The organism is Phyllobacterium myrsinacearum (assembly GCF_002980555.1).
Lineage (GTDB): Bacteria > Pseudomonadota > Alphaproteobacteria > Rhizobiales > Rhizobiaceae > Phyllobacterium > Phyllobacterium myrsinacearum.
The window spans coordinates 40,446-61,629 of the sequence record NZ_PVBT01000003.1; the positions used below are offsets into that span (position 1 = coordinate 40,446).

Genomic DNA, 21,184 nt, shown 5'->3' on the forward strand with positions numbered 1-21,184 from the left:
CCGGTCTTGCAACCGGCGGCTCGTCAGACCGGAGAAAAATCAGCCCTTGTAGGGGCAGGCATTGTCCGTGTTGTAGTTGTGAACCTTGACCTTGCCCGAAATGATATCGGCCTTTGCCGCCTCGACAGCCTTCTTGACATCGTCGGTCAGCAACTTGGCGTTGTTTTCGTCGGCGGCATAGTCGACGCCGCCTTCCTTGACGCCGAGAACATTGACGCCGGCGGTGAACTTGCCGTCCGCGCCGTCCTTGAACGCGTTGTAGGTGGCCACATCGACGCGCTTCATCATCGAGGTCAGAACCTTGCCCGGATGCAGGCCGTTCTGGTTGGAATCGACGCCGATACCGAGCTTGTTCGCATCGGCAGCCGCCTGCAGCACACCGATACCGGTGCCGCCAGCCGCCGCGAAGATCACATCAGACCCCTGGTCCATCTGCGATTTGGCGATTTCACCACCCTTTGCAGGGTCGTTCCAGGCGGCAGGCGTGTCGCCTGTCATGTTCTGGATGACCTTGGCAGCCGGATTTGTCGCCTTCACACCGCCGACATAGCCGCAGGCGAAGTTGCGGATCAGGGGAACATCCATGCCGCCGACAAAGCTCACCGTGCCGCTCTTGGAGGCCTTGGCGGCGATAACGCCAACGAGATAGGAACCTTCATTGTCGTTGAAGACAACCGACCGCACGTTTGGCTTGTCGACCACCGCATCGATGATGACGAATTTCGTATCCGGAAACTCCGTCGAGACCTTTTCAATGGCCGCAGCGGCGGAGAAACCGGCGATCACGATCGGCGAGTTGCCATCGGTGGCAAACTTGCGCAGAGCCTGTTCGCGCTGGGCTTCATTCTGGATTTCGAACTCGCGGAATTTTACACCGGATTCCTTGGTGTATTTTTCTGCGCCATGAAACGCCGCCTCGTTGAAGGATTTGTCGAATTTGCCGCCGAGATCGAAAATCAAGGCAGGTTTATTGTCCGCGGCATAGGCCGAAACGGACATGGCTGTAGCAGCCAGCAGACCAAGAACAATACGCTTCATTTGATACCAACCCTCTGGATTTTGTTGAGCAGGACCGGCATTCTGCCGGTTCCGGCCGGTTCCGGACTGTGTTGCGGCCCATCCCGTCACAGCCGCCCCGAAAGCAATCTTGCACGGCTCACGGCAAAATTCACGCGGAATTTTGCCTCCCGGTCAAATATCGCAAAATAACCTATTTCTATCAGTATCTTATGCAGGCTTCGCCTATGGAACGGCGCATTTCCGCAGGACCAGGCCTCACCGCGCGGCAAAACGCCCGGCGCGATTCTGGCGCCGGTAGCCGAGCGTGTAGAGAAGCAGGGCCAGGACGGCGAAAACGATAAAGGTGGGCGTTGCAAGAACCCACAGCGTCAGCGGGTCCCACAGGGCGGCATAGAGATGGGCCTTGAAATAGGTCTCGACGGCGCCAAGGGACGGGGCGGAGAGGGATTGCCAGCTTTCCTGCAAGGGAGTGGTGACCAGATGTGAGGCACCCACGGACCGCGCCGCATCAAGAACCGCAGCGATGATTGCCATGGCAAGCGCAATATAGGCGAAAAGCCTCAATACAGGTCGGATCACGTCTCTCTCCAAAGTCATCGGCCGGGGCCATCCGGCGCCGGGAAAACGGTATTCTAGCGTGGAACGCTTACCGGTTGAATGCAAACTTGCCGGCATTTTGAGCCCGAACGATGAAGTTTCCCTGAAAATTCCCAGCAATTTCAGTGACAAGGGAATGAAATTATGCCAAAGCGCATTTATGTTGAAATAGGTGTTGAACAAGAGCCTGTTCTGACTATAGTGCGCGCCGCACGGGGTCGTTGTTGGCTAACCATCTTCAAGTGACTCGCGCAAACTCCAAAGACTGAGTGACCGATGGTTGACGGTGCTCCTGAGCCGGGTTTTCCGGCTGAGAATGACCAACCCGACCGGCCCCATGCCGGACGAATTGCGGAGAGGTGGCCGAGTGGTTGAAGGCGCACGCCTGGAAAGTGTGTTTACGTCAAAAGCGTAACGCGGGTTCGAATCCCGCTCTCTCCGCCAGTTCCCTTCCTTTCACACCGGCCCATCAGACATAACCGAGGGATGCCAGCAGCTGCCTTGCCGCCGGCGGGACATCGTCATCGGAAAACAGAGCGGTGTAAGCCCCCATATGCGCAAACCGGTTTTCCCCGACATAGTCGTCCTTCGACACACCGTCAGCACCGAGAACAACATGCCGCGCATGATCGGCACTCGCCAGCCGTATGCCGCAATACCGCGCGATATAGGCGCCGACTTCCGCGGGGTAGTGAAGCAAATCCTCCTGCTTTACGGCGATGTGATCGACCTCATTTTCCCAGGACCGCCACGCCTCGATGGCGCTGATCCACTGTTCGAAGCCATGGTTGACGTCATCGGCCATGCTCTTGCGCAGCATGCTCGCCACGACATCGCGGCCGTCCCTGTAGATATAGATCACCTTGGCATTGGGGAAATGCTCTTTGATTTCCCGCATGTGAAACACGTAATCGGGCCATTTGTCGCCCCATTTCCAGCGCGGCTTGCTGCCATAAACCGCGTGAAGCGCGGCGGGAAAGCCGCGCTCAGCCTCATCGCCCGAAAGCTTCATTCGATAATTCCAGTGCTGAAGCCATTCCGTGTTTTCAACTTCCAGATGCTTGTTATACAGCCAATCGGAAAGTGAAAATTCATGCTGCCATGCGCTCCAGGCGAATAGAGCCCATTCATTGGAAATAGTAATACCGTTCTCGTTCAATATTCGAACAAGCGCTGTAGTACCACTTCTCTTGCACCCACAGATTATCACTGGACTAAATTTTGAATCGTCCCCCATATACCCCTGCTTCACCACCCCAATATCATTTATAGTCTTGTATATTACTATTTCCGTCAAGAGACGGCATGCGGTGCATCGCAGGAAATACGCGATATGGCCTGTTATCACTTACTTTTGAACAGTATATCCATGGAGAATTCCAACCGGAGGATGCCGCAAACGCCGTGATTGGGTGCATGATTGTGCATTGATCTGCACTGTGGAAAGGTGCGTGCGGGAGAACAGACGGCCGTGCGATTCGACACGGGGCGGCATTGCGGGGAGGCGTGCATTGCTTGGTTTGCCAGCACTGATCGGCATGATCGTTGTCGGTATTTCAGTCGGCGTTCTCGCCGTGCACCTGGCTGGCGGCAGTGAGCGGCCGCAGCTTGCCGATGACGGCGAGACCCGATCAATCTTCCTTGTCGATTTCCCCGAGAGCCGCATCGGGCCGATTGTCTATACGCACGACCGGCGGACGGCCTTTTTCGAACTCGCCATGCACCGGACCGGCATCGTGCACGGTATCGGCAACAAGTTCCTGACCCGCTGTATTTCCGCATCCGATGTTGCAAGCGCAGAGCCGGCCGGCGATCGCGCGCTCAAAGTGCGGTGGCATGACATCACCTGGCCGCGCCAGACATTTTCATTTGCCAGCGAAACGGACCGGAGTATCGTTCGGGCCTGGCTTCAGGCTTCTGCGAATTCTGCCGAAGGGATCACCCATGAACGCGCCCATGTTCTTTGACGTCACGAAACTGGCCGTCCCGTTCTATATCATTGCCATCCTTATTGAACTTGCGGCCATTCGCTACTGGCACCGCAAGGGCGACTTCGAGACGCGCGATACATTGACCAGCCTGCTGATGGGTACGGGCAATGTCGCCGCCGGACTGCTTCTGGGTTTCGTTTCGGTGACAGCCCTGATGTGGGTCTGGCAGTTCCGCTTCTTCGATCTCGGCCTGCACTGGTGGGTGTTCATTGCGGCGTTCGTCTTCGACGACCTGCGCTATTACTGTTATCATCGCATTGCCCACCGCGTGCGCTGGGTCTGGGCGGAGCATGTCAACCATCACTCCAGCCAGCATTACAATCTTTCCACGGCCCTGCGCCAATCCTGGACCGGCCAGATAACCGGCATGTTCATCCTGCAGGTGCCGATGGTGCTGCTCGGATTCCACCCCGCCGTGATCGCCTTCGTCTACGGGTTCAATCTCGTCTACCAGTTCTGGATCCATACCGAAGCCATCGGCAAGATGTGGCGGCCGTTCGAATTCATCTTCAACACCCCGTCGCATCATCGCGTGCATCACGCCACCAACCCGCGCTATCTCGATGCCAACTTTGCCGGTACCCTGATCATCTGGGACCGCATGTTCGGGACATTCGTCGAAGAGCTGGATGAAGATGTCCCGCATTATGGAATCGTCAGGAATATCGGCACGTTCAACCCGGTGCGCGTGGCTTTCCACGAATGGGCCGGCATGCTCAAGGACGTTTTCTCGCCGGACCTGACCTTGCGCGAGCGGCTGCTCTATATGGCGGCACCGCCGGGCTGGAGCCATGACGGCAGCCGCAGAACTTCGGAAGACCTGAAAGCGGACTATGTCAGGCGGCATCCCGGGGAAGCAGGCAAGGCCGGGCTGCCCAAACTGTGACAAACCACTGAAACCTTGCGGGGATGCAATGACACCCAAAACACAACCGGCCATCCGGACAGCGCTGCACAGACTGTTCGCGATTGCGGCCGTGGCAGCCATCGCCAGCGCGCTGCTTGGCGCGGACGGGCGCTGGCTGCACTATGTCAGCAAGCCACTGGCGACGGCGCTGCTGCTCATCATCGTCGTGCAAACGGCCAACCCGGTTTCGAAGCGCTATCAATGGGCGATTGCGGCGGGTCTGGTCCTTTCGCTGTGCGGCGATATTTTCCTGATGCTGCCGCAGGACCTGTTCGTCGCCGGGCTGATCTGTTTTCTTATCACGCACTGCGCCTATATCATCGCACTGACGGGCGATGTCCGCCTTGGCGCCGTGCCCCTCACCTTTGCTGCCTGCGCCCTTGTGGCGCTGGCCATCGTCTGGGGGCTGTGGACAAGCCTGCCGTCCGAACTGACGCTTCCCGTCACGGTCTATGCGGCGGTTCTGGCCGTGATGGGCGCCCAGGCCATCAGCCGGGCACAATATCTTGCAACAGCCCCGGCCCGGCTGGCGGGGATGGGCGGCGTGCTGTTTCTGGCCAGTGACACGCTGCTGGCCTATGGGAAATTCCGCTTCGCCATTCCGCTGGGACCGCTCTGGGTGCTGGGAACCTATTATGCCGCACAATGGTTCATTGCCCGGTCGGTCTCATCATCTGAAGCGTGAGCCGCGGCCATTTCGCCCAATGCCGCGCCGGGCGCGGCGATCAACGGGAATAGGCGGCGCCCTGCGAAGCATTGCGACTTGTTGCCACTTCGAACCGGTTGAGCGATTGCTATTGACCGCCTCCAGTGAAACAGTGCGACGGAATTCGGCACTCGCACGCGTTGAGAGGCACGGCAGTCCCCCTGCCGCGATAACATGTTTCCATGAATACAATTGATCAACAGCATGGCACCGACGGCACAACCGTGACCGCTGCGCCCGCTCCGGCCATTACAGATGAAGCCGGGACCGAATCGCGCTACTGGCGCCAGAACCTTGTCGTCTGCCTCATCGGATCGTTCACGACGATCGTGGCCATGACACTGCTCCTGCCCTTCCTGCCGCTCTATGTCGAACAGCTGGGCGTGAAGGAGCACGCGGCAATCGTGCAATGGTCCGGCGTGGCCTATGGCGCCACCTTTTTCACCGCAGCCCTCGTCGCGCCGCTCTGGGGCCGGCTGGCCGATCTCTATGGCCGCAAGCTGATGCTCATTCGCGCAAGCCTCGGCATGGCCGTCGCCATGTCGCTGATCGGCATGGCGACGGATGTGTGGCAGCTCGTGGCCCTGCGCCTTGCTGCCGGGCTGCTCGGCGGCTATGCCTCCGGCTCCACCGTGCTGGTGGCGACCCAGACGCCAAAGGCGCGCACCGGCTGGGCGCTCGGCACGCTGTCATCGGGCATCATGGCGGGCAATCTGGTGGGTCCGCTGATTGGCGGCGGCCTGCCGCCCCTGATCGGCATCCGCCAGACTTTCTGGCTGGCGGGCGGCGTGATTTTCCTGACCTTTATCGCCACCAGTCTTTTCATCAAGGAGGAGCGGCGCCCGGCAAAAAGCAAGGGCGCCAAGGTGACGGGCGGCTGGTCCGCCATTCCCGACAAGCGGCCGGTCATCGCCATGCTGGCGACCGGTCTGCTGCTGATGTTGGCCAACATGTCGATCGAACCGATCATCACGGTCTATGTGGCCCAGCTGGTCAGCGACACCAGCAAGGTGACCATCGTCTCCGGCATCGTCATGTCGGCTGCAGCGCTCGGCAGCATCCTGTCGGCGTCGCGGCTGGGCAAGCTGGCTGACCGGATCGGCCATTGGAACGTCATCATCGCGGCCCTCGCCGTGTCGGCGCTGCTGCTGATACCGCAGGCCTTCGTGACCGAGGGCTGGCAGCTGATCGGACTGCGCTTTCTGATGGGGCTGGCGCTTGGCGGCCTCCTGCCCTGCATCACCAGCGTCATCCGGCACAATGTCCCGGACCGCGTCGCTGGCGGCATCCTGGGCTATTCGACCTCATCGCAATATGCGGGACAGGTGGTCGGCCCCCTGGCGGGCGGTTTTATCGGCGGGCATTTCGGCATGCGCGCCGTGTTTCTGGCGACCTGCGTGCTGCTGGCCCTTGGTTCGGCCTATTGCTGGCTGGTGCGGCCACGGCAGCCTTAGTAAATCAACGCTTACACATTACCGGCTTTTGCCGCCGCGGCGGCGAGCGCATCGCCGTCCATCCGGTAGAAAAGCTTGTCCTGCAGCGCAGACGCGTTGAAACCATTGTAAAAGGCCAGGACTTTCGGATTGTTGCGATCGGCGGTCCAGTCGACGCGCTTGTAGCCCCGTTCGAGGGCCAGCTTGGCCAGCGCCTGCATCAGCGATGTTCCGGCGCCGCTGCTGCGGTGCGCCTTCGAAACAAACAGCTCCTTGAGAAACAGGCCGGATTGCAGACCCGGTCCCGGATAGATCGACGAAAACGCGGCAAAGCCAACGAGCTCATCCGTGCCGGCAACCAGGATTTCCGTCCCGTCAGGCATGTCGCGCAATCCGCGCAGTATTTCCGCGCGCGGCGGACAGGGCACGTTGTAATGCGCCTGCATTTCCTCAAACAGGGCCGCAAGCTGCAGGTGATCCGACGGATTGGACAAACTGACTTTGATCAATCCCGCATTCCTTTCCATGCAAAGGCGGCCCTGACCGGTACCAGAACCGCCTCCTTTCGTCTCTCCAGCCTTACGCTTTATTCGCCCGCGTTGATGGTAACGGGCGTCAGCTTGTTGGCCTTCAGACCATACTTATCCAAAAGTGCATCATAGGTACCATTCGCCTGCAGTTTTTCAAGCGCCACTTTCACCGCATCGCGCAATTGCGTCTCGCTTTTCAGGACCGGAATACCAGCCAGAGACTGGCTGAATGCTTCGCCAAGCGTAACATAAGTGTCAGGTTCCAGTTTCTGGTTGTAGGGCAGGGTTTCGTTGCCCTGGGCCGCTGCCTGGAGACGCTGGCTCTTGATCTGCGTGCGGGCATCGGCTGATCCTTCCGTGCCCATGACATTGATTGCGGGCTTGCCCTTGGCAACGCAGTTGGTTTCACTCCAGGCCGTGATCTGCGCGGGCCAATCCGTCGAACGGCTGGCACCCACCGACTTGCCGCAAAGATCGTCCACGGACTTGATTTCGCCGGCCAGGGCCTTGGAGGTGTAGAACTGCGCGCCGGATTTCATGTAGTCGACGAAGTCCGCCGTTTCCTGGCGGGCCTTCTTGTCGCTCATGCCGGCCATCGCCAGATCGACGCGGCCTGTCTGCAGCGATGGCAGCATCTGGGCAAAGGCGATTTCCTGCCATTCCACTTTCACGCCAAGTTCCTTGCCGATGGCTTCGCCAAGCTCGATGTCAAAGCCCTGCAGCACATTGGTCGCCGGGTCCTTGTAGGTGATCGGCGGATAGTTCGGCATGGTCGCGATAACCAGTTTGCCGGCAGCCTTGATGCGGGCCGGAAGTTCCTGTGCCCCGGCGGAAAAGCTGAATGCCAGCGCTCCGCCAAGAATTGCAAGCCGTGTCATGGTTTTCATGTCTGGTTCCTCTCTGGCCGGTTTTTCCGGCCTCTTCATTTCAATCCGGTTCAGGACAACACCGCAGCGATGAAGTCCTGTGTGCGTTTTTGCTTCGGGCTGCTCAATATGTCGTGCGGCGTTCCGGTCTCGACAATCCGGCCGTGGTCCATGAACACCACGCGGTGTGCAACCTCACGGGCAAAGCCAAGCTCATGCGTGACGACGATCATCGTCATGCCGCTGGTGGCGAGATCACGCATGACGCTGAGGACCTCGCTGACCAGTTCCGGGTCAAGCGCCGATGTCGGCTCGTCGAACAGCATCAGTTTGGGCTGCATGGCGAGGGCGCGGGCAATGGCGATGCGCTGCTGCTGCCCGCCGGAAAGTTCGCTCGGATAGGCATCTTTCTTGTCGGCAAGACCAACCCGCTCGAGCAATGCCATCGCTTCCGGGATGACACTGGCTTTGGCGCGCTTCTGAACGATAACCGGCCCTTCGATGATGTTCTCCAGCACCGTCATATGGGCAAAAAGGTTGAACCTCTGGAACACCATGCCGCTGGCCAGGCGCTGGCGCGCAATCTGCGCATCGGTGAGTTCATAGAGCTTGTTGCCATCCTGGCGAAAACCGACCAGCTCATCATCGATCCAGATGGCGCCGGCATCGATCCGCTCCAGCTGGTTGATGCAGCGCAGGAGCGTGCTTTTGCCAGAGCCTGAAGGTCCGATGATGCACAGGACTTCGCCATGCTTGATTTCAAGCGACACGTTCTGCAACGCATGAAACGGCCCGAAATATTTGTTGACGTCTACCGCTACGACCATGGCTGACATGTTCAGGCTCCTTGCGCTGCGGCAGGTTCGGTGCGCTTGCCGGTCCGGCGCCCCAGGCTTTTCGAGTAATGTTTCTCGAGGAGATGCTGGCCGATGGAAAGAATGGTCACAACAGCCAGATACCAGATGGCCGAAACGATCAGCAATTCCATGACGCGGTTGTTGGCATAGTACACCGCCTGCGCGTTGCGCAGGATTTCCGCATACTGAATGACGCTGGCAACCGAGGTCAGCTTGACCATGCTGATGACTTCATTGCCGACAGGCGGGATGATCACGCGCATGGCCTGCGGCAGCACGATACGGCGCAGCATGGTCAGCCGTGTCATGCCGATGACTTTCGCGGCTTCGATCTGGCCGTTGTCGACGGAGAGGATGCCGCCACGCACGACTTCGGCGGTATAGGCCCCCTGATTGATGCCAAGGCCAAGCAGCGTTGCCATGAACGGCGTCATGAAATCGACGGTGCGCATTTCGAACAGGCCGGGAATGCCAAGCGTCGGAAAGATCAGCGCCAGATTGAACCAGAGCAGCAGCTGCAGCAGCAGCGGCGTTCCCCGGAAAAACCAGATGTAGAACACTGCCACATATTTCAGCACCGGATTGGGCGACATGATCATGATGGCAAAGACGACACCGAGCACCAGCCCGAGGGCCATGGCGCAGATCGTCATCAGGATGGTGTTCCACAGACCCGCGAGAATGGCCGGGGCGGTGAAGAACTGGCCGACCACCGGCCAGGCAATCTGCCCCTGGGCAAAAGCCTTGACGATCATGGCCAGCGCCAGAATGATCAGGGCGGCGGCCAGCCAGCGGCCATAGTGGCGCCGTGGCTGGTGCTTCAGGTGGGCAATGGAATATATGGCAGGCGGGACGGAAGCCGTATGTTCACTGTTGGCCATCGTTTTCATCCTTTCAGAGCCGCTATCGGGCTTGCATGGGAGGATAGCCACTCCCGTTGCGATTCCAACACGGTTTTAAGCCTGATGATCTGCTCGAGCACCCGGTCCGGGGCTGTTCCGCCATAGCCCTTGCGCGCGGCGATCGCCGCCTGCGGCGACAGGCTCGACCGGATCGATGGCAACAGCCTGACATCGACGGCGGCGAGATCATCGTCGCTCACGTCCTCAAGGCCGATGTTCCTGTCTTCGCAGTAGCGCACCAGTGCGCCGGTGATTTCATGCGCCTCGGAGAACGGCACGCCGGTCCTGGCCAGCCAGTCGGCAACCTCCGTTGCCAATGTGAAGCCATCGACCGACTGTTTGCCCATGATGTCGGTGTTGACGCGCATGGTCCGGATCAGACCGGCCATGGCAGGCACAACCAGCGTCAAGGCGTCGATCGTATCGAAGGCGGCGTGCTTGTCCTCGGCAAGGTCACGGTTGTAGGCGAAGGGCAGCCCCTTGAGGGCGACGAGCATCGTCGTCAGGCTGCCAATCAGCCGGGAAGCGCGGCCGCGCGTCAGCTCGGCGATATCGCAGTTCTTCTTCTGCGGCATGATCGACGAGCCCGTGGCATAGCCGTCATCCATCTCGATCCAGCGGAACTGGCGCGAGGACCACAGGAAAAGCTCCTCGGCAAGGCGCGACAGGTGCACGCCGAACATGGCGGTGACAAAGAGGAATTCCGCCACATGGTCGCGGCTGCCCACCGCATCGATGGAGTTTTCGCACGGCGCGTCATAGCCAAGCTCGCGCGCCGATAGCTCCGGCTGCACGGCAATGCTTGAACCAGCCATTGCAGCGGCTCCGAGCGGCGAGCGTGCCGCGCGCCTGTCCCAATCGCGCAGCCGGTCGAGATCGCGGGCAAAGGTCTGGGCGTGGGCAAGCAGCTGATGGGCAAAGCTGATGGGCTGGGCCGGTTGCAAATGGGTGAAACCGGCAGCGAGCGTCGTCACATGGGCTTCCGCCTGGCTGGTGAGCGCCTGCTGCAGGACAAGAATATCCGCGCCGAGCCCGCGCGCCACGTCGCGCAGATAAAGCTTCAGGTCGTTGGCGGCCTGGTCATTGCGCGAACGGCCCGCCCGCAGCTTGCCGCCGAGCGCGCCGATGCGTTCGCCCAGAACCCGCTCCAGAAATGTATGAATATCTTCATCAGCAGCGGATGGCTCGATCGCGCCGGCCGCGTAATCGGCACCGATGCCCTTGATCGCCGCGAAAACCGTTTCCGCTTCAGCTTCGGTCAAAATCCCGGCGCGCACCAGTTCCCGCGCATGGGACAATGACGATACCAGATCATACGGGACAAGCCGGAAATAGCTGCTTTCCGAACGGGAAAGCGCTGTCAGCTCAGGTGATGGACTCGTCCTGAAACGAGCCCCCCACAAACGGACGGACTGCTCGGTCATGGCATTCATTCCCCTTTTTCTCGTTGTTGGAAGCTTATGGCCGTGCTTTTGACACGACAAACGAAATGAATTCGCATATCCATTCCAAAAAGGAATACCCTCTATTGCGAAGAACCAGCGAGGCAAAGGCGATGGTATCCGGCCGGATATATCCATCCACACGGGCATTGCAGGTCATTGCGGCGATTGCCGAACATGGCAGCACGACGGCCTGCGCCAAGGCACTGAACATGACGCAGAGCGCTGTCAGCAAGCAATTGCTGGCGCTGGAAGCCCTGGCCGGCGTTCCGCTGTTTGTCCGCACCCCCTACGGCCTCTCGACCACGGAAGCCGGCAGGATTTACGTGGCCGAAGCCCGCATCGCGCTCGGCGCCATGGAGAATGCGGCCCTGCGGATTGCCGCATTGGGATCGTCGCCCAATGCCATCAAGCTGCATATCCTGCCGATCATGGGCGACCGCTGGCTGATCCCGCGCTTTGCCGGTTTCGCCGAAGCGCATCCGGATATCGATGTCGAACTGTCGACCTTCGCCAACAATGACCTGATCAATCAGGCGGATGCAGCGTTTCGTTTCGGCGAAGGCGATTGGCCTGGTCAGGACAACCATTATCTTTTCGGCCGCGAGGTGGCGCTCGTCGGCGCGCCACACTTCATCGCCCGGCTTGGCGGCATCCGGGATCCCGGCGATATCGGCAGGTTTCCGCTGCTCGACCACAAATACACGCCCTTGCGCTGGGAAGAATTTGCCGACGCGCAGCACATCACCGATTTTGCTCCGGACCGCATCACGCATTTCGGCTTCTATGCGCTGGTCATCCGTGCGGCGATTGCCGGACAGGGCCTTGCACTGGTGCCGCGCGGCCTGATCGCCGATGAGGTTGCCACCGGCAAGCTCGTCAATCCGCAAGGCTTTGGCTTCGTCAGCCGCCACGCCTATTGGCTGACATGTCCGCAAGACCGTCCGCAACGGCCGGCCATGCGCATATTCCTTGACTGGCTGCTCCGCGAAGTCAGCTCCATGCCCGCGGACATGCGGTGACGCGGCCGGTCAAATCCGCGTGTTTTCAGGACCTGTCCCGTTCAAAAATATTTAATCAACTTGTCATGGAACCGGACGGACTCCCGACGCATTTCCTCGTCTAGTCTGGCATTGCCAAACAGCATGCCATGCTCATCAGGATATTCAGGGAGGAAGTGATGAACGACAAGCGTTTCCCCATACCGGTCATGGTCAAACTGGGTGCCACAGGCCAGAGGGCCATCACCAGCGTCTGGGAAGCGATGGAGTGCCTGCAGCGCTACTGGCCGTCAAAGACCGGCGCGAGCTATCGCCGCGCATTGCAGGCCTGTCTCGATGCCCTGGACGGGTGGAAACCCGCCCACAAGGCGCGCCATGCCTTTATCAGCGCCGCGCGCGATGCCGGTGTGTTTCTCGACACGAGACTGCGTCAGTAATCCGGGCGGGCGGCGCCGAAACGAGCACAGTCCCGGCGCCGCTCATTCTTCGATATCAGCGAATATCCGCCCGCGCCCGCGGGCGTTTTTCATTCATCTCATGGCTGAAGACAGCGGGCGGCAGCGGCGCTAGCTTGCGGATGATATCAGCCCCCTTTTCACCCATCATGATGGTCGGCGCATTGGTGTTGCACGAGGGAACCCGCGGCATGACCGAACTGTCGCAGACGCGCAGTCCGTCCAGCCCATGCACCTTCAGGTCGAGGCCGACAACAGCCATGGAATCGGTGCCCATCTTGCAGGTGCCGACCGGGTGATGATCGGTCTTGGCATTGGCGCAACCGTAATCGAACAATTCCTCGTCGGAATTGTATTTCGGTCCCGGCAGGCGTTCCGCCATGACGAAGGGTTTCAGTGCCGCCTGGTTCATGATTTCGCGCGCAAGTTTCAATCCTTCGATCGACATTTTGCGGTCGTGCGGATCGCTCCAGTAGTTGGGATCGATCAGCGGCGCGGCCATTGGATCGGCCGATTGCAGCCGCACCGTGCCGCGCGACCGCGGATGCAGATAGGCTGAATTGAGGGTGACACCCGCATTCTTCAGCCGCTCGACACCCGCCTCGATGCCCGACCCCAGCCCGAGATGGAACTGGATATCAGGCGAGCGGGCGTCGGGATCGGCGTACCAGAAACCGCCTGTTTCAAACAGGCTGGATGCGACGGGCCCGGAGCGGAACAGCACATATTGCAGCCCGGCCCACAGGGTGCGGTGCAGTTTGGCGACGCCGTCATAGGTGTGATCGCCGGTGCATTCGGAAATCACGAACAGATCCAGATGATCCTGCATGTTCTCGCCGACACCGGGCAGGTTGTGCACGACGGGAACACCAACTTTACGCAGGTGATCTGCCGCGCCGATGCCCGATTGCAGCAGCAGTTTCGGCGAGCCGATGGCGCCGGAACTGACCAGCACTTCCCGCTCGGCGCGGATGATCTCGCGGGCATTGCCCCTGGCAATTTCAACACCGACGGCCCGGCTGTTCTCAACCACGATTCTTGTCACCTGCGCGCCCATGCGGATCGTCAGGTTCTTGCGCGTTCTGACCGGGGCAAGATAGGCCATCGACGCCGATGAGCGGCGGCGATCGCGCTGGGTCAGCTGGTAGAAACCGACACCGGCCTGCTGCCTGCCGTTGAAATCATGGTTGTAGGGAATGCCGAGTTCCTGCCCGGCCCGGATATAGGCATCGCAGATCGGCAGGGTTGCAACCGGCATGGAAACACCCAGCGGCCCGCCATAGGAATGGTAGTCATCGGCAAAGCGCTGATTGTCTTCCGCCCGCTTGAAATAGGGCAGCACGTCGCGGTAGCTCCAACCGGCACAGCCATCTTCCGAGGACCACAGGTCGTAATCGGTTGCATTGCCGCGCGTATAAAGCTGCGCATTGATGCTGGAGCCGCCACCGATGACCTTGGCCTGCGTGTAGCGCAGCACGCGGTTCTTCATGTGCTTCTGCGGCACGGTCGACCAGCCCCAGCTGGCGACACCCTTGGTCATCTTGGCAAAGCCCGCCGGCATGTGGAACAGCGGATTCCAGTCGCCGCCGCCTGCCTCGAGCAGCAGGACCTTTACATCGGGATCCTCGCTGAGGCGATTGGCAAGCACGCACCCCGCAGGGCCGGCACCGGTGATGATGTAATCGTAGGACGTGGATTTTTGGGCGGAGTTTGCCATGACTCAGACACCCCCCTCTGGGCTGCCGCCCATCTCCCCCACAAGGGGGGAGATCACATCGGCATCAACATTATCGCTTGCTTTGTAATGCCGCAGAACGAATCGATTCAGGAATGAAAGCTGATCTCCCCCCTTGTGGGGGAGATGTCCGGCAGGACAGAGGGGGGTGAAATTCATATTTTTCCAACCTGCTAAAGTCGATTGATCGAAAGAGCGCCATCCGCATTGATGATCGAGCCGGTGGCAAAATTGAAATCCCCGCAGGCGAGCGCCGCGACGATGCGGCCGAGATCATCCGGCTCGCCCCAGCGCTTCATCGGCACGAGTCCTTCGGCGATGCGCTTGTCATATCTGGCTGCGGCAACGGCCGTCATGTCGGAGCGGATGATGCCGGGGCGCACGTCGAAAACGCTGATCCCCTCCTCCGCGAGCCGCACGGCCAGCCCTTGCGTGAACGACGCCAGCGCCGCCTTGGTCATGCAGTAATCGAGACGTTCCGGCGAGGTCATCCCCGCGGAAACCGATGTGATGTTGACGATCGTACGCGGTGCAGCTTTGTCATTGCCGCCAAGCATGGCAGGCAGTACCGCCTGGGTGAAGAATACGGTTCCCCGCACATTGATATCAAAGATCGCATCGTAGTTTGCCGGCTCAAGATCAAGGAAATCACCGCGCACCTTCGAGCCGATTCCGGCATTGTTGACGAGACAATCAATCCGGCCGAAGGCCGACATGACGGCGTTGACCGTTTGTGCGTGATTGGAAAGATCAGCCAGATCCGCTGCAATGAATTCTACCCTGGCGCCGAGTGATTCCAGCGCTGAAACAGCGGCATTACCAGCTTCATCCCGCACAAGATCGATGACCGCAAGGTCGAAGCCTTTGGCGGCAAGCGCCGTGGCAATACCAAGGCCGATGCCGCGCCGGGCGCCGGTAACCAGGGCGACGGGTTTGGGCTGGATACTCATCATGCAAGCTCCCCGGCAATGATGTGATCGGCGACGCGCAGCGCCTGCGCGGCAATGGTTAGTGCCGGGTTGACCGCGGCGGATGTGGGAAGGAAAGCAGCGTCAACGACAAACAGGTTCGGGTGGTCAAAGGCGCGGCAGTGGATATCGAGCGGTGCCTGTGCCGGGTCCGTGCCCATCCGCACGGTGCCGCATTGATGCGACGGGGTCTTGCGGTCAAAGGCCTTGGACAGGACCACGGGAAACCCGGCGGTGCGCAACACCGACTTGATCCGGGCCACCAGTTTCTGATGTGCAGGCCAGTTGCTGCGCACCCATTCGAGTATGATCCTGTCACCGTCGACGCGAACGCGGCTTTCCGGCTTGGGCACATCCTCGCTCATGGCAAGGAAATCCACCGTATGGCGGCAGAACCGGTCGAGCACCCATTCAGGCACGAGCTTCAAGTCCGACTTCAGCACGGGGCCGCTGATCCGCCCGAGCAATTGCACATTGCCGAGTGGTGCGCCGCCCTCGCCGTCGGACAGGTAGAAATCATTGAAGCCGAATGTTTTCTGATAGATGGAATCGTTGCGGAAACGCGGATCGAACCCGATGACCGCCGACAGGTTGTGATTCATGAAATTGCGGCCGACCTGATCGGAGCGGTTGGCAAGACCAGCGGGATTGCGGCTGTCGGCCGAGCGCAGCAGAAGCACCGCGGACTGCACCGCACCCGCCGAAAGGATCACCAGTTTCGGCTTGACCACCGCGGGCACGCCATCCCTGACATAGTGCACGGCGGCAATCGACTTCCCGTCACCCGCCGTTTCCAGCCGCGTGACGCGCGAATTGGTCTGCAGGCGGATATTGCCGTGCGTCAGCGCCTGGGCAAGGGCCGTGGTTTCCGCATCCATCTTGCCGTTGAAACTGTTCGGATGCGCATCCCACGGCGTCCTGCCATGGGACAGCCAGGTGTCGATGTCGACGCCGAGCGGCAGCGAGAAAGGGTGGACGCCGGCAACGCGCAGCCGCCTGCGCAGGATGCCGATGGGTTCCTCGTCGGGTACGGGCGAAAAGCCATAGGGCGTCGAATGACGCGGTTCCGTCGGGTCTTCGCCCGAAGTTCCACGCACCCGGTAGAGCGCCTCTGCCTTGCCGTACCATGGCTCGAGCTCGTCATAGGCAAACGGCCAGGCGGGCGAGACACCCTCGAGATGCTGCATCTCGGCAAAGTCCTCTGCCCGGTAACGCGTCAGCACCGCGCCATAGAATTTCGAATTGCCACCGACATTGTAGTAATTGCCGGGATTGAAGGCCTTGCCCTGCGCATCGTACCAGCTTTCATCCGGGCGGAAGAACCCCTTCTGGAAGATTGCACGCGGATCGCGGTTTTCCGGACGGTCAGGCAAATGATCGCCCGCCTCCAGGATCAGAATATCTGCTCCCGAGCCTGCCAGACCGGCGGCAATAGTCGACCCGCCAATCCCCGAACCGATGATGACGATATCGGGGGATCGGCTTTGTTGCGATGCGGCGTTCATGACATTGTGATCGTCAGGCGCCGATGCGCAGCTGCGATTGCGGATCGAAGAACACGGCCTTGTCGAGATTGAATGCCAGCTGGGTCTTCTGCCCCGGCAGAATCTGAGCGTCGGCACGCAGGCGCGCCACCACTTCCTTGCTGCCAAGCTTGGTCACGGCAAAGGTATCGGACCCCGCCGGTTCAACCACGTCGATCAGGCATTCGCCTTCCACCAGCGATGTAGCGTTGCGGTCCGCGCCATCCGGATCGGTCAGCGCTTCCGGCCGGATGCCGAAAATCACGTCCTTGCCGGAATGGCCCACCAGCGCACTGGTGGTCTTCCTGATCGGCAACCGCAATGGTGCGGAATCAGGGCGGTCAAGCACAACGCTCAAATCCGAAGCACCGCCCTCAATCTTGGCCTTGAGCAGGTTCATGGCGGGTGATCCCATGAAGTCGGCGACAAAGAGGTTGGTCGGATTGTTGTAGATTTCCGCCGGGGTGCCGAACTGCTGGAGGATACCGTCCTTGAGCACGGCGATCTTGGTGGCCAGCGTCATCGCCTCGATCTGGTCGTGCGTGACATAGACGATGGTGGTTTTCATGCGTTGGTGCAGGCGCTTGATTTCGGTGCGCATGTCGACACGCAGCTTGGCATCGAGATTGGACAGGGGTTCATCGAACAGGAACACCTGCGGATTGCGCACGAGCGCCCGGCCCATGGCAACGCGCTGGCGCTGGCCGCCGGAGAGCTGGCTCGGCTTGCGGTCGAGCAGATGGCCGATCTGCAGCATGTCGGCAACCTGCTTGATGGCCTTTTCGCGTTCCTCCTTCGGCACGCCGCGGATTTCCATGCCGAAGGCGATGTTTCCGCCGACTGTCATGTTCGGATAAAGCGCATAGGACTGGAACACCATGGCGATGTCGCGTTTGGAGGGATGCAGTCCGCTAATCGACTTTCCCTTGATGGAGATATCACCGGAGCTGATCGGTTCGAGCCCGGCAATGGTGTTGAGCAAGGTGGACTTGCCGCAGCCGGAAGGGCCGACGAGGACGAGAAAGCCACCCTCGTCGATCTCGATATTGATGTCCTTCAGGATCGGGACATTGCCATAGGATTTATGCAGGTTCTTGATCTGTAGGAATGACATGAGATTATCCCTTCACGGCGCCGGACATAAGTCCACGGACGAAGTAGCGCCCGGAAACGATGTAGACGATAAGAGTTGGCAGTGCGGCGAGGATCGCGCCGGCGAAATGCACGTTATATTCCTTCACGCCCGTCGACGAGTTGACGAGGTTGTTGAGCGCGACCGTCATCGGCGTGCTGCTGAACCCGGAGAACGAGGCGCCGAACAGGAAGTCGTTCCAGATATTGGTGAACTGCCAGATGACGGACACGACGATGATCGGACCCGACGATGGCAGAAGGATACGCCAGAAAATCTGGAAGAAGCTGGCACCGTCGATCTGCGCCGCGCGGACCAGCTCCGTCGGAAATGCTTCGTAGTAGTTGCGGAAATACAGCGTGGTGAAGCCAAGGCCATAGATCACGTGGACGAAAATCAGGCCTTGAATTGTGCCGGCCATTCCGAGAGCCCCGAGAACCCGCGCCATCGGTATGAGAACGATCTGGAACGGAATGAAGCAGCCGAGCAGCAGCATGCCGAACATGACATTCGAGCCGCGGAACCGCCACTTCGTCAGCACGTAGCCATTCAGCGCACCCAGCACCGTTGAAATTGCCACGGCCGGGATGACCATGATGATCGAATTGATGAAATAGGGCCGCAAGCCCGTCGGCTGCACGCCGATCTGGGCCGTCGACCACGCCGCAAGCCAGGGCTCGATTGTCCATTCATGCGGCGGCGACAGCATGCCGCCCTGGCGAATCTCGTCCAAGGTCTTGAGCGAGTTCACCACCATGACGTAGAGCGGCAAAAGATAGTAAAAGGCGAAAACCAGCAAGGCGATGTAGATCAAGACGCGGGTCAGCTTGCCGCTGGAGATGGCATTGTCCGGGCTCTGGGCGCTCATTTGCTGCCTCCCCTGACTTCGGAATAGAGATAGGGAATGATGATCGCGAAAATGGTGATCAGCATGATGATGGCCGAGGACGCGCCGATGCCCATGGAATTGCGGGTGAACGTATAGGAGTACATGAAGGTGGCGGGCAGTTCCGTCGCCTGTCCGGGGCCGCCGCCGGTCAGCGCAATCACCAGGTCATACGCCTTGATGGCGAGATGGGCGAGCACGACGAAGGCCGACAGGAAAACCGGGCGCATCAGCGGAATGATGATACGGCGATAGATCATGGCGGTGGACGCACCATCGATCTGTGCCGCCTTGATGATCTCGTTATCGACACCGCGCAGACCAGCAAGGAACATGGCCATGACAAAGCCGGAGGATTGCCACACGGCGGCGATCACCACCGTATAGATCGCCATCTTGGAATCCTTGATCCAGTTGAAGGCGAAACTGGTCCAGCCCCACTGGTGCATGGTGTTTTCAAGGCCGATGCCGGGATCGAGAAACCATTTCCAGGCAACACCGGTCACGATGAACGACAGCGCCATGGGGTAGAGGTAGATCGGCCGCAGGAAACCTTCGATGCGGATCTTCTGATCCAGCAGGATGGCAAGGCCGAGCCCGATGACGGTGCAGATGATGATATAGAGCGAGGCAAAGATACCAAGATTGGTGATCGCCCGCCACCAATGCGGCAGGGCCCACAATTTGCGGTAATTCTCCAGTCCGACAAAACCAAAGGACGGCAACATCTTGCTGTCGGTGAACGACAGGACGCCCGTATAGATGATAAAGCCATAGACGAAGATCAGGACAATCAGAAAACTCGGCCCCAAGACCAGTTTGGGTATCAAGTCCTGTATGCGGCTGCGGGTATCCATAGCCTCACCCCTTCAACTCTTAAGTTCTTGTCATTGCCGTGCATGTTCACGGGAACCTGTCCGGGGCTTAGCGCCCCGGACAGAAGGCGCGCGCTTACTTGGCAGCGTCCACGGCGGAAACGAGTTCCTTGACCGCTGCATCGGACGTCAGCTCACCGTTGAATTCGCGGGTCACCACGTCATAGATCGCATTCTTGATGGCAGCCGGAACCGCATAGCCATGGGCCATGGAGCCGTAGAGCGTGCCCGCCTTGTTGGCTTCGGCCAGATCCTTGATCGCCTTCTTGCCGCAGGCATCGAACGCTGCATCGGAAACGTCCGTGCGTGCCGGGGCGGAACCCTTCACGACATTGAAAGCGGACTGGAAGGTCGGGCTTTCAATGGACGATGCCATGACGAGCTGCGACTTGTGCTCTGCTTCGCTCTTCTTGAAGAACAGGAACTGATCGGAGTTGAAGGTGACCGAACCCTGGGTACCGGGGAAGCGCATGCAAACGAAATCCTTGCCTGGCTCCTTCTTGGCCTTGACGAACTCGCCCTTGGCCCAATCGCCCATGAACTGCACACCGGCCTTGCCCTCGATAACCATGGTGGAGGCAAGATTCCAGTCGCGGCCGGAGAAGTTGCTGTCCACGTAGGAGCGCAGCTTGGTCATGCGGTCAAACGCTTCCTTCATCTTCGCGCCGCCCAAAGCCTTGGGATCGAGATCGATGAAAGCAGCCTTGTAGAAGTCATTGCCGAGCGACAGGACAACCGCATCAAAAATCGTCGCGTCCTGCCATGGCTGGCCGCCGTGGGCGATCGGTGTGATGCCCTGCTTCTTGAAGTTGTCGAGAAGGGCAATCAGCTCGTCCCAGTTCTTGGGTTCCTTGCCGCCAGCCTTGTCGAGAGCGGCCTTGTTGATCCACATCCAGTTGGTGGAGTGAACGTTGACCGGTGCGGCGATCCAGTGACCGTCATATTTGGAGAAATTCTGCAGTGCGCCGGGAATAACGTCGGCCCACTTTTCCTTCGAGGCAACATCGTCAAGATTGGCAAGAACACCCTGCTTGGCCCAGTCGGTAATGTCGAAGCCCAGGGCCTGCACGGCTGTTGGAGGGTTGCCGCCGGTCACGCGAGCGCGCAGAACGGTCATGGCTTCCGTACCGCCACCGCCGGCGACAGGCATGTCAGACCAGGTGATGCCCTTCTTTTCCAGATCCTTCTTCAGGACTTCCAGCGCCGTCGCTTCACCGCCGGATGTCCACCAATGCAGGACTTCGACGTTTTCGGCAGCGCGGGCCATCGTGGCCGTGCCGAGCAGCATGGCTGCCGCAGCAACCGTATTCATCAACTTATTCATTTCATTCCTCCCAAGGAAAAAAAGATAAAATTCC

21 protein-coding genes and 1 tRNA gene are annotated in these 21,184 nt (G+C 59.8%); 7 read left to right on the forward strand and 15 right to left on the reverse strand.

Going from position 1 to position 21,184, the window contains the following annotated elements; all coding sequences use genetic code 11:
* Nucleotides 1-39 precede the first annotated feature (39 nt).
* On the reverse strand, nucleotides 40-1,038 hold the full coding sequence (locus C5750_RS10870; protein ID WP_105733938.1) for a BMP family lipoprotein: 999 nt from the start codon (nucleotides 1,036-1,038) through the stop codon (nucleotides 40-42).
* Between the two features lie 237 nt (nucleotides 1,039-1,275).
* Nucleotides 1,276-1,599, reverse strand: a complete 324-nt coding sequence (locus C5750_RS10875; protein WP_105734583.1) for a hypothetical protein — start codon at nucleotides 1,597-1,599, stop codon at nucleotides 1,276-1,278.
* 371 nt (nucleotides 1,600-1,970) lie between these two features.
* On the opposite strand from C5750_RS10875, the gene C5750_RS10880 reads away from it, so the two are divergent.
* Nucleotides 1,971-2,061 (forward strand) — tRNA-Ser (locus C5750_RS10880).
* 25 nt (nucleotides 2,062-2,086) lie between these two features.
* Here the strand turns inward: C5750_RS10880 and C5750_RS10885 are convergent.
* Nucleotides 2,087-2,854, reverse strand: coding sequence for a sulfotransferase family protein (locus tag C5750_RS10885; protein ID WP_105733939.1), 768 nt, complete (start codon nucleotides 2,852-2,854; stop codon nucleotides 2,087-2,089).
* Between the two features lie 274 nt (nucleotides 2,855-3,128).
* Between C5750_RS10885 and C5750_RS10890 the strand changes: the two genes are divergently transcribed.
* The 4 genes from C5750_RS10890 to C5750_RS10905 all read left to right on the forward strand — a co-directional run bounded on the left by C5750_RS10890 (nucleotide 3,129) and on the right by C5750_RS10905 (nucleotide 6,675).
* Nucleotides 3,129-3,584, forward strand: coding sequence for a hypothetical protein (locus C5750_RS10890; protein WP_105733940.1), 456 nt, complete (start codon nucleotides 3,129-3,131; stop codon nucleotides 3,582-3,584).
* Nucleotides 3,562-4,494, forward strand: coding sequence for a sterol desaturase family protein (locus C5750_RS10895; RefSeq protein ID WP_105733941.1), 933 nt, complete (start codon nucleotides 3,562-3,564; stop codon nucleotides 4,492-4,494). Before C5750_RS10890 ends, C5750_RS10895 begins: the two co-directional genes overlap by 23 nt.
* A gap of 28 nt (nucleotides 4,495-4,522) precedes the next feature.
* Nucleotides 4,523-5,200: a lysoplasmalogenase gene (locus tag C5750_RS10900; protein WP_105733942.1), complete on the forward strand. Its 678-nt coding sequence runs from the start codon at nucleotides 4,523-4,525 to the stop codon at nucleotides 5,198-5,200.
* A gap of 203 nt (nucleotides 5,201-5,403) precedes the next feature.
* A complete protein-coding gene (locus C5750_RS10905) occupies nucleotides 5,404-6,675 on the forward strand; it encodes a multidrug efflux MFS transporter (RefSeq protein ID WP_105733943.1) in 1,272 nt (423 codons plus the stop codon).
* An 11-nt stretch (nucleotides 6,676-6,686) separates the two neighbouring features.
* Here the strand turns inward: C5750_RS10905 and C5750_RS10910 are convergent, their stop codons facing one another.
* From C5750_RS10910 to argH, 5 genes are all read right to left on the reverse strand, one after another.
* The gene (locus tag C5750_RS10910; RefSeq protein WP_342588461.1) at nucleotides 6,687-7,163 is read right to left on the reverse strand and encodes a GNAT family N-acetyltransferase; all 477 of its coding nucleotides are present in this window, start codon (nucleotides 7,161-7,163) and stop codon (nucleotides 6,687-6,689) included.
* 77 nt (nucleotides 7,164-7,240) lie between these two features.
* The gene (locus tag C5750_RS10915; protein ID WP_199537985.1) at nucleotides 7,241-8,062 is read right to left on the reverse strand and encodes an ABC transporter substrate-binding protein; all 822 of its coding nucleotides are present in this window, start codon (nucleotides 8,060-8,062) and stop codon (nucleotides 7,241-7,243) included.
* 59 nt (nucleotides 8,063-8,121) lie between these two features.
* Nucleotides 8,122-8,886 carry an amino acid ABC transporter ATP-binding protein gene (locus C5750_RS10920; RefSeq protein WP_105733945.1) on the reverse strand — a complete coding sequence of 255 codons (765 nt, stop codon included), beginning with the start codon at nucleotides 8,884-8,886 and terminating at the stop codon, nucleotides 8,122-8,124.
* 2 nt (nucleotides 8,887-8,888) lie between these two features.
* Nucleotides 8,889-9,797 (reverse strand): amino acid ABC transporter permease, encoded by a 909-nt coding sequence (locus tag C5750_RS10925; protein WP_425350445.1) that lies wholly within the window; start codon nucleotides 9,795-9,797, stop codon nucleotides 8,889-8,891.
* Nucleotides 9,794-11,233 carry an argininosuccinate lyase gene (argH, locus tag C5750_RS10930; protein WP_105734586.1) on the reverse strand — a complete coding sequence of 480 codons (1,440 nt, stop codon included), beginning with the start codon at nucleotides 11,231-11,233 and terminating at the stop codon, nucleotides 9,794-9,796. Before argH ends, C5750_RS10925 begins: the two co-directional genes overlap by 4 nt.
* A gap of 104 nt (nucleotides 11,234-11,337) precedes the next feature.
* Between argH and C5750_RS10935 the strand changes: the two genes are divergently transcribed.
* Together C5750_RS10935 and C5750_RS10940 are read left to right on the forward strand one after the other, a co-directional pair.
* On the forward strand, nucleotides 11,338-12,273 hold the full coding sequence (locus tag C5750_RS10935) for a LysR substrate-binding domain-containing protein (protein ID WP_245421083.1): 936 nt from the start codon (nucleotides 11,338-11,340) through the stop codon (nucleotides 12,271-12,273).
* A 158-nt stretch (nucleotides 12,274-12,431) separates the two neighbouring features.
* Nucleotides 12,432-12,689, forward strand: coding sequence for a DUF982 domain-containing protein (locus tag C5750_RS10940; protein ID WP_105733947.1), 258 nt, complete (start codon nucleotides 12,432-12,434; stop codon nucleotides 12,687-12,689).
* Between the two features lie 55 nt (nucleotides 12,690-12,744).
* Here C5750_RS10940 and C5750_RS10945 read toward each other — a convergent pair whose 3' ends face one another.
* From C5750_RS10945 to C5750_RS10980, 7 genes are all read right to left on the reverse strand, one after another.
* Nucleotides 12,745-14,424 (reverse strand): GMC family oxidoreductase, encoded by a 1,680-nt coding sequence (locus C5750_RS10945; protein ID WP_105733948.1) that lies wholly within the window; start codon nucleotides 14,422-14,424, stop codon nucleotides 12,745-12,747.
* A gap of 191 nt (nucleotides 14,425-14,615) precedes the next feature.
* Nucleotides 14,616-15,392, reverse strand: a complete 777-nt coding sequence (locus tag C5750_RS10955; protein ID WP_105733950.1) for a 3-ketoacyl-ACP reductase — start codon at nucleotides 15,390-15,392, stop codon at nucleotides 14,616-14,618.
* Nucleotides 15,392-16,915 (reverse strand): GMC oxidoreductase, encoded by a 1,524-nt coding sequence (locus C5750_RS10960; RefSeq protein ID WP_105733951.1) that lies wholly within the window; start codon nucleotides 16,913-16,915, stop codon nucleotides 15,392-15,394. The genes C5750_RS10955 and C5750_RS10960 overlap by 1 nt, the downstream gene beginning before the upstream one ends.
* A gap of 13 nt (nucleotides 16,916-16,928) precedes the next feature.
* The gene (locus tag C5750_RS10965) at nucleotides 16,929-18,047 is read right to left on the reverse strand and encodes an ABC transporter ATP-binding protein (RefSeq protein ID WP_105733952.1); all 1,119 of its coding nucleotides are present in this window, start codon (nucleotides 18,045-18,047) and stop codon (nucleotides 16,929-16,931) included.
* 4 nt (nucleotides 18,048-18,051) lie between these two features.
* Nucleotides 18,052-18,933, reverse strand: a complete 882-nt coding sequence (locus C5750_RS10970) for a carbohydrate ABC transporter permease (RefSeq protein WP_105733953.1) — start codon at nucleotides 18,931-18,933, stop codon at nucleotides 18,052-18,054.
* A complete protein-coding gene (locus C5750_RS10975; RefSeq protein ID WP_105733954.1) occupies nucleotides 18,930-19,808 on the reverse strand; it encodes a carbohydrate ABC transporter permease in 879 nt (292 codons plus the stop codon). The genes C5750_RS10970 and C5750_RS10975 overlap by 4 nt, the downstream gene beginning before the upstream one ends.
* Nucleotides 19,809-19,902: 94 nt before the next feature.
* Complete coding sequence (locus C5750_RS10980; protein WP_105733955.1) at nucleotides 19,903-21,150, reverse strand: ABC transporter substrate-binding protein; 1,248 nt, start codon at nucleotides 21,148-21,150, stop codon at nucleotides 19,903-19,905.
* Nucleotides 21,151-21,184: the final 34 nt, after the last annotated feature.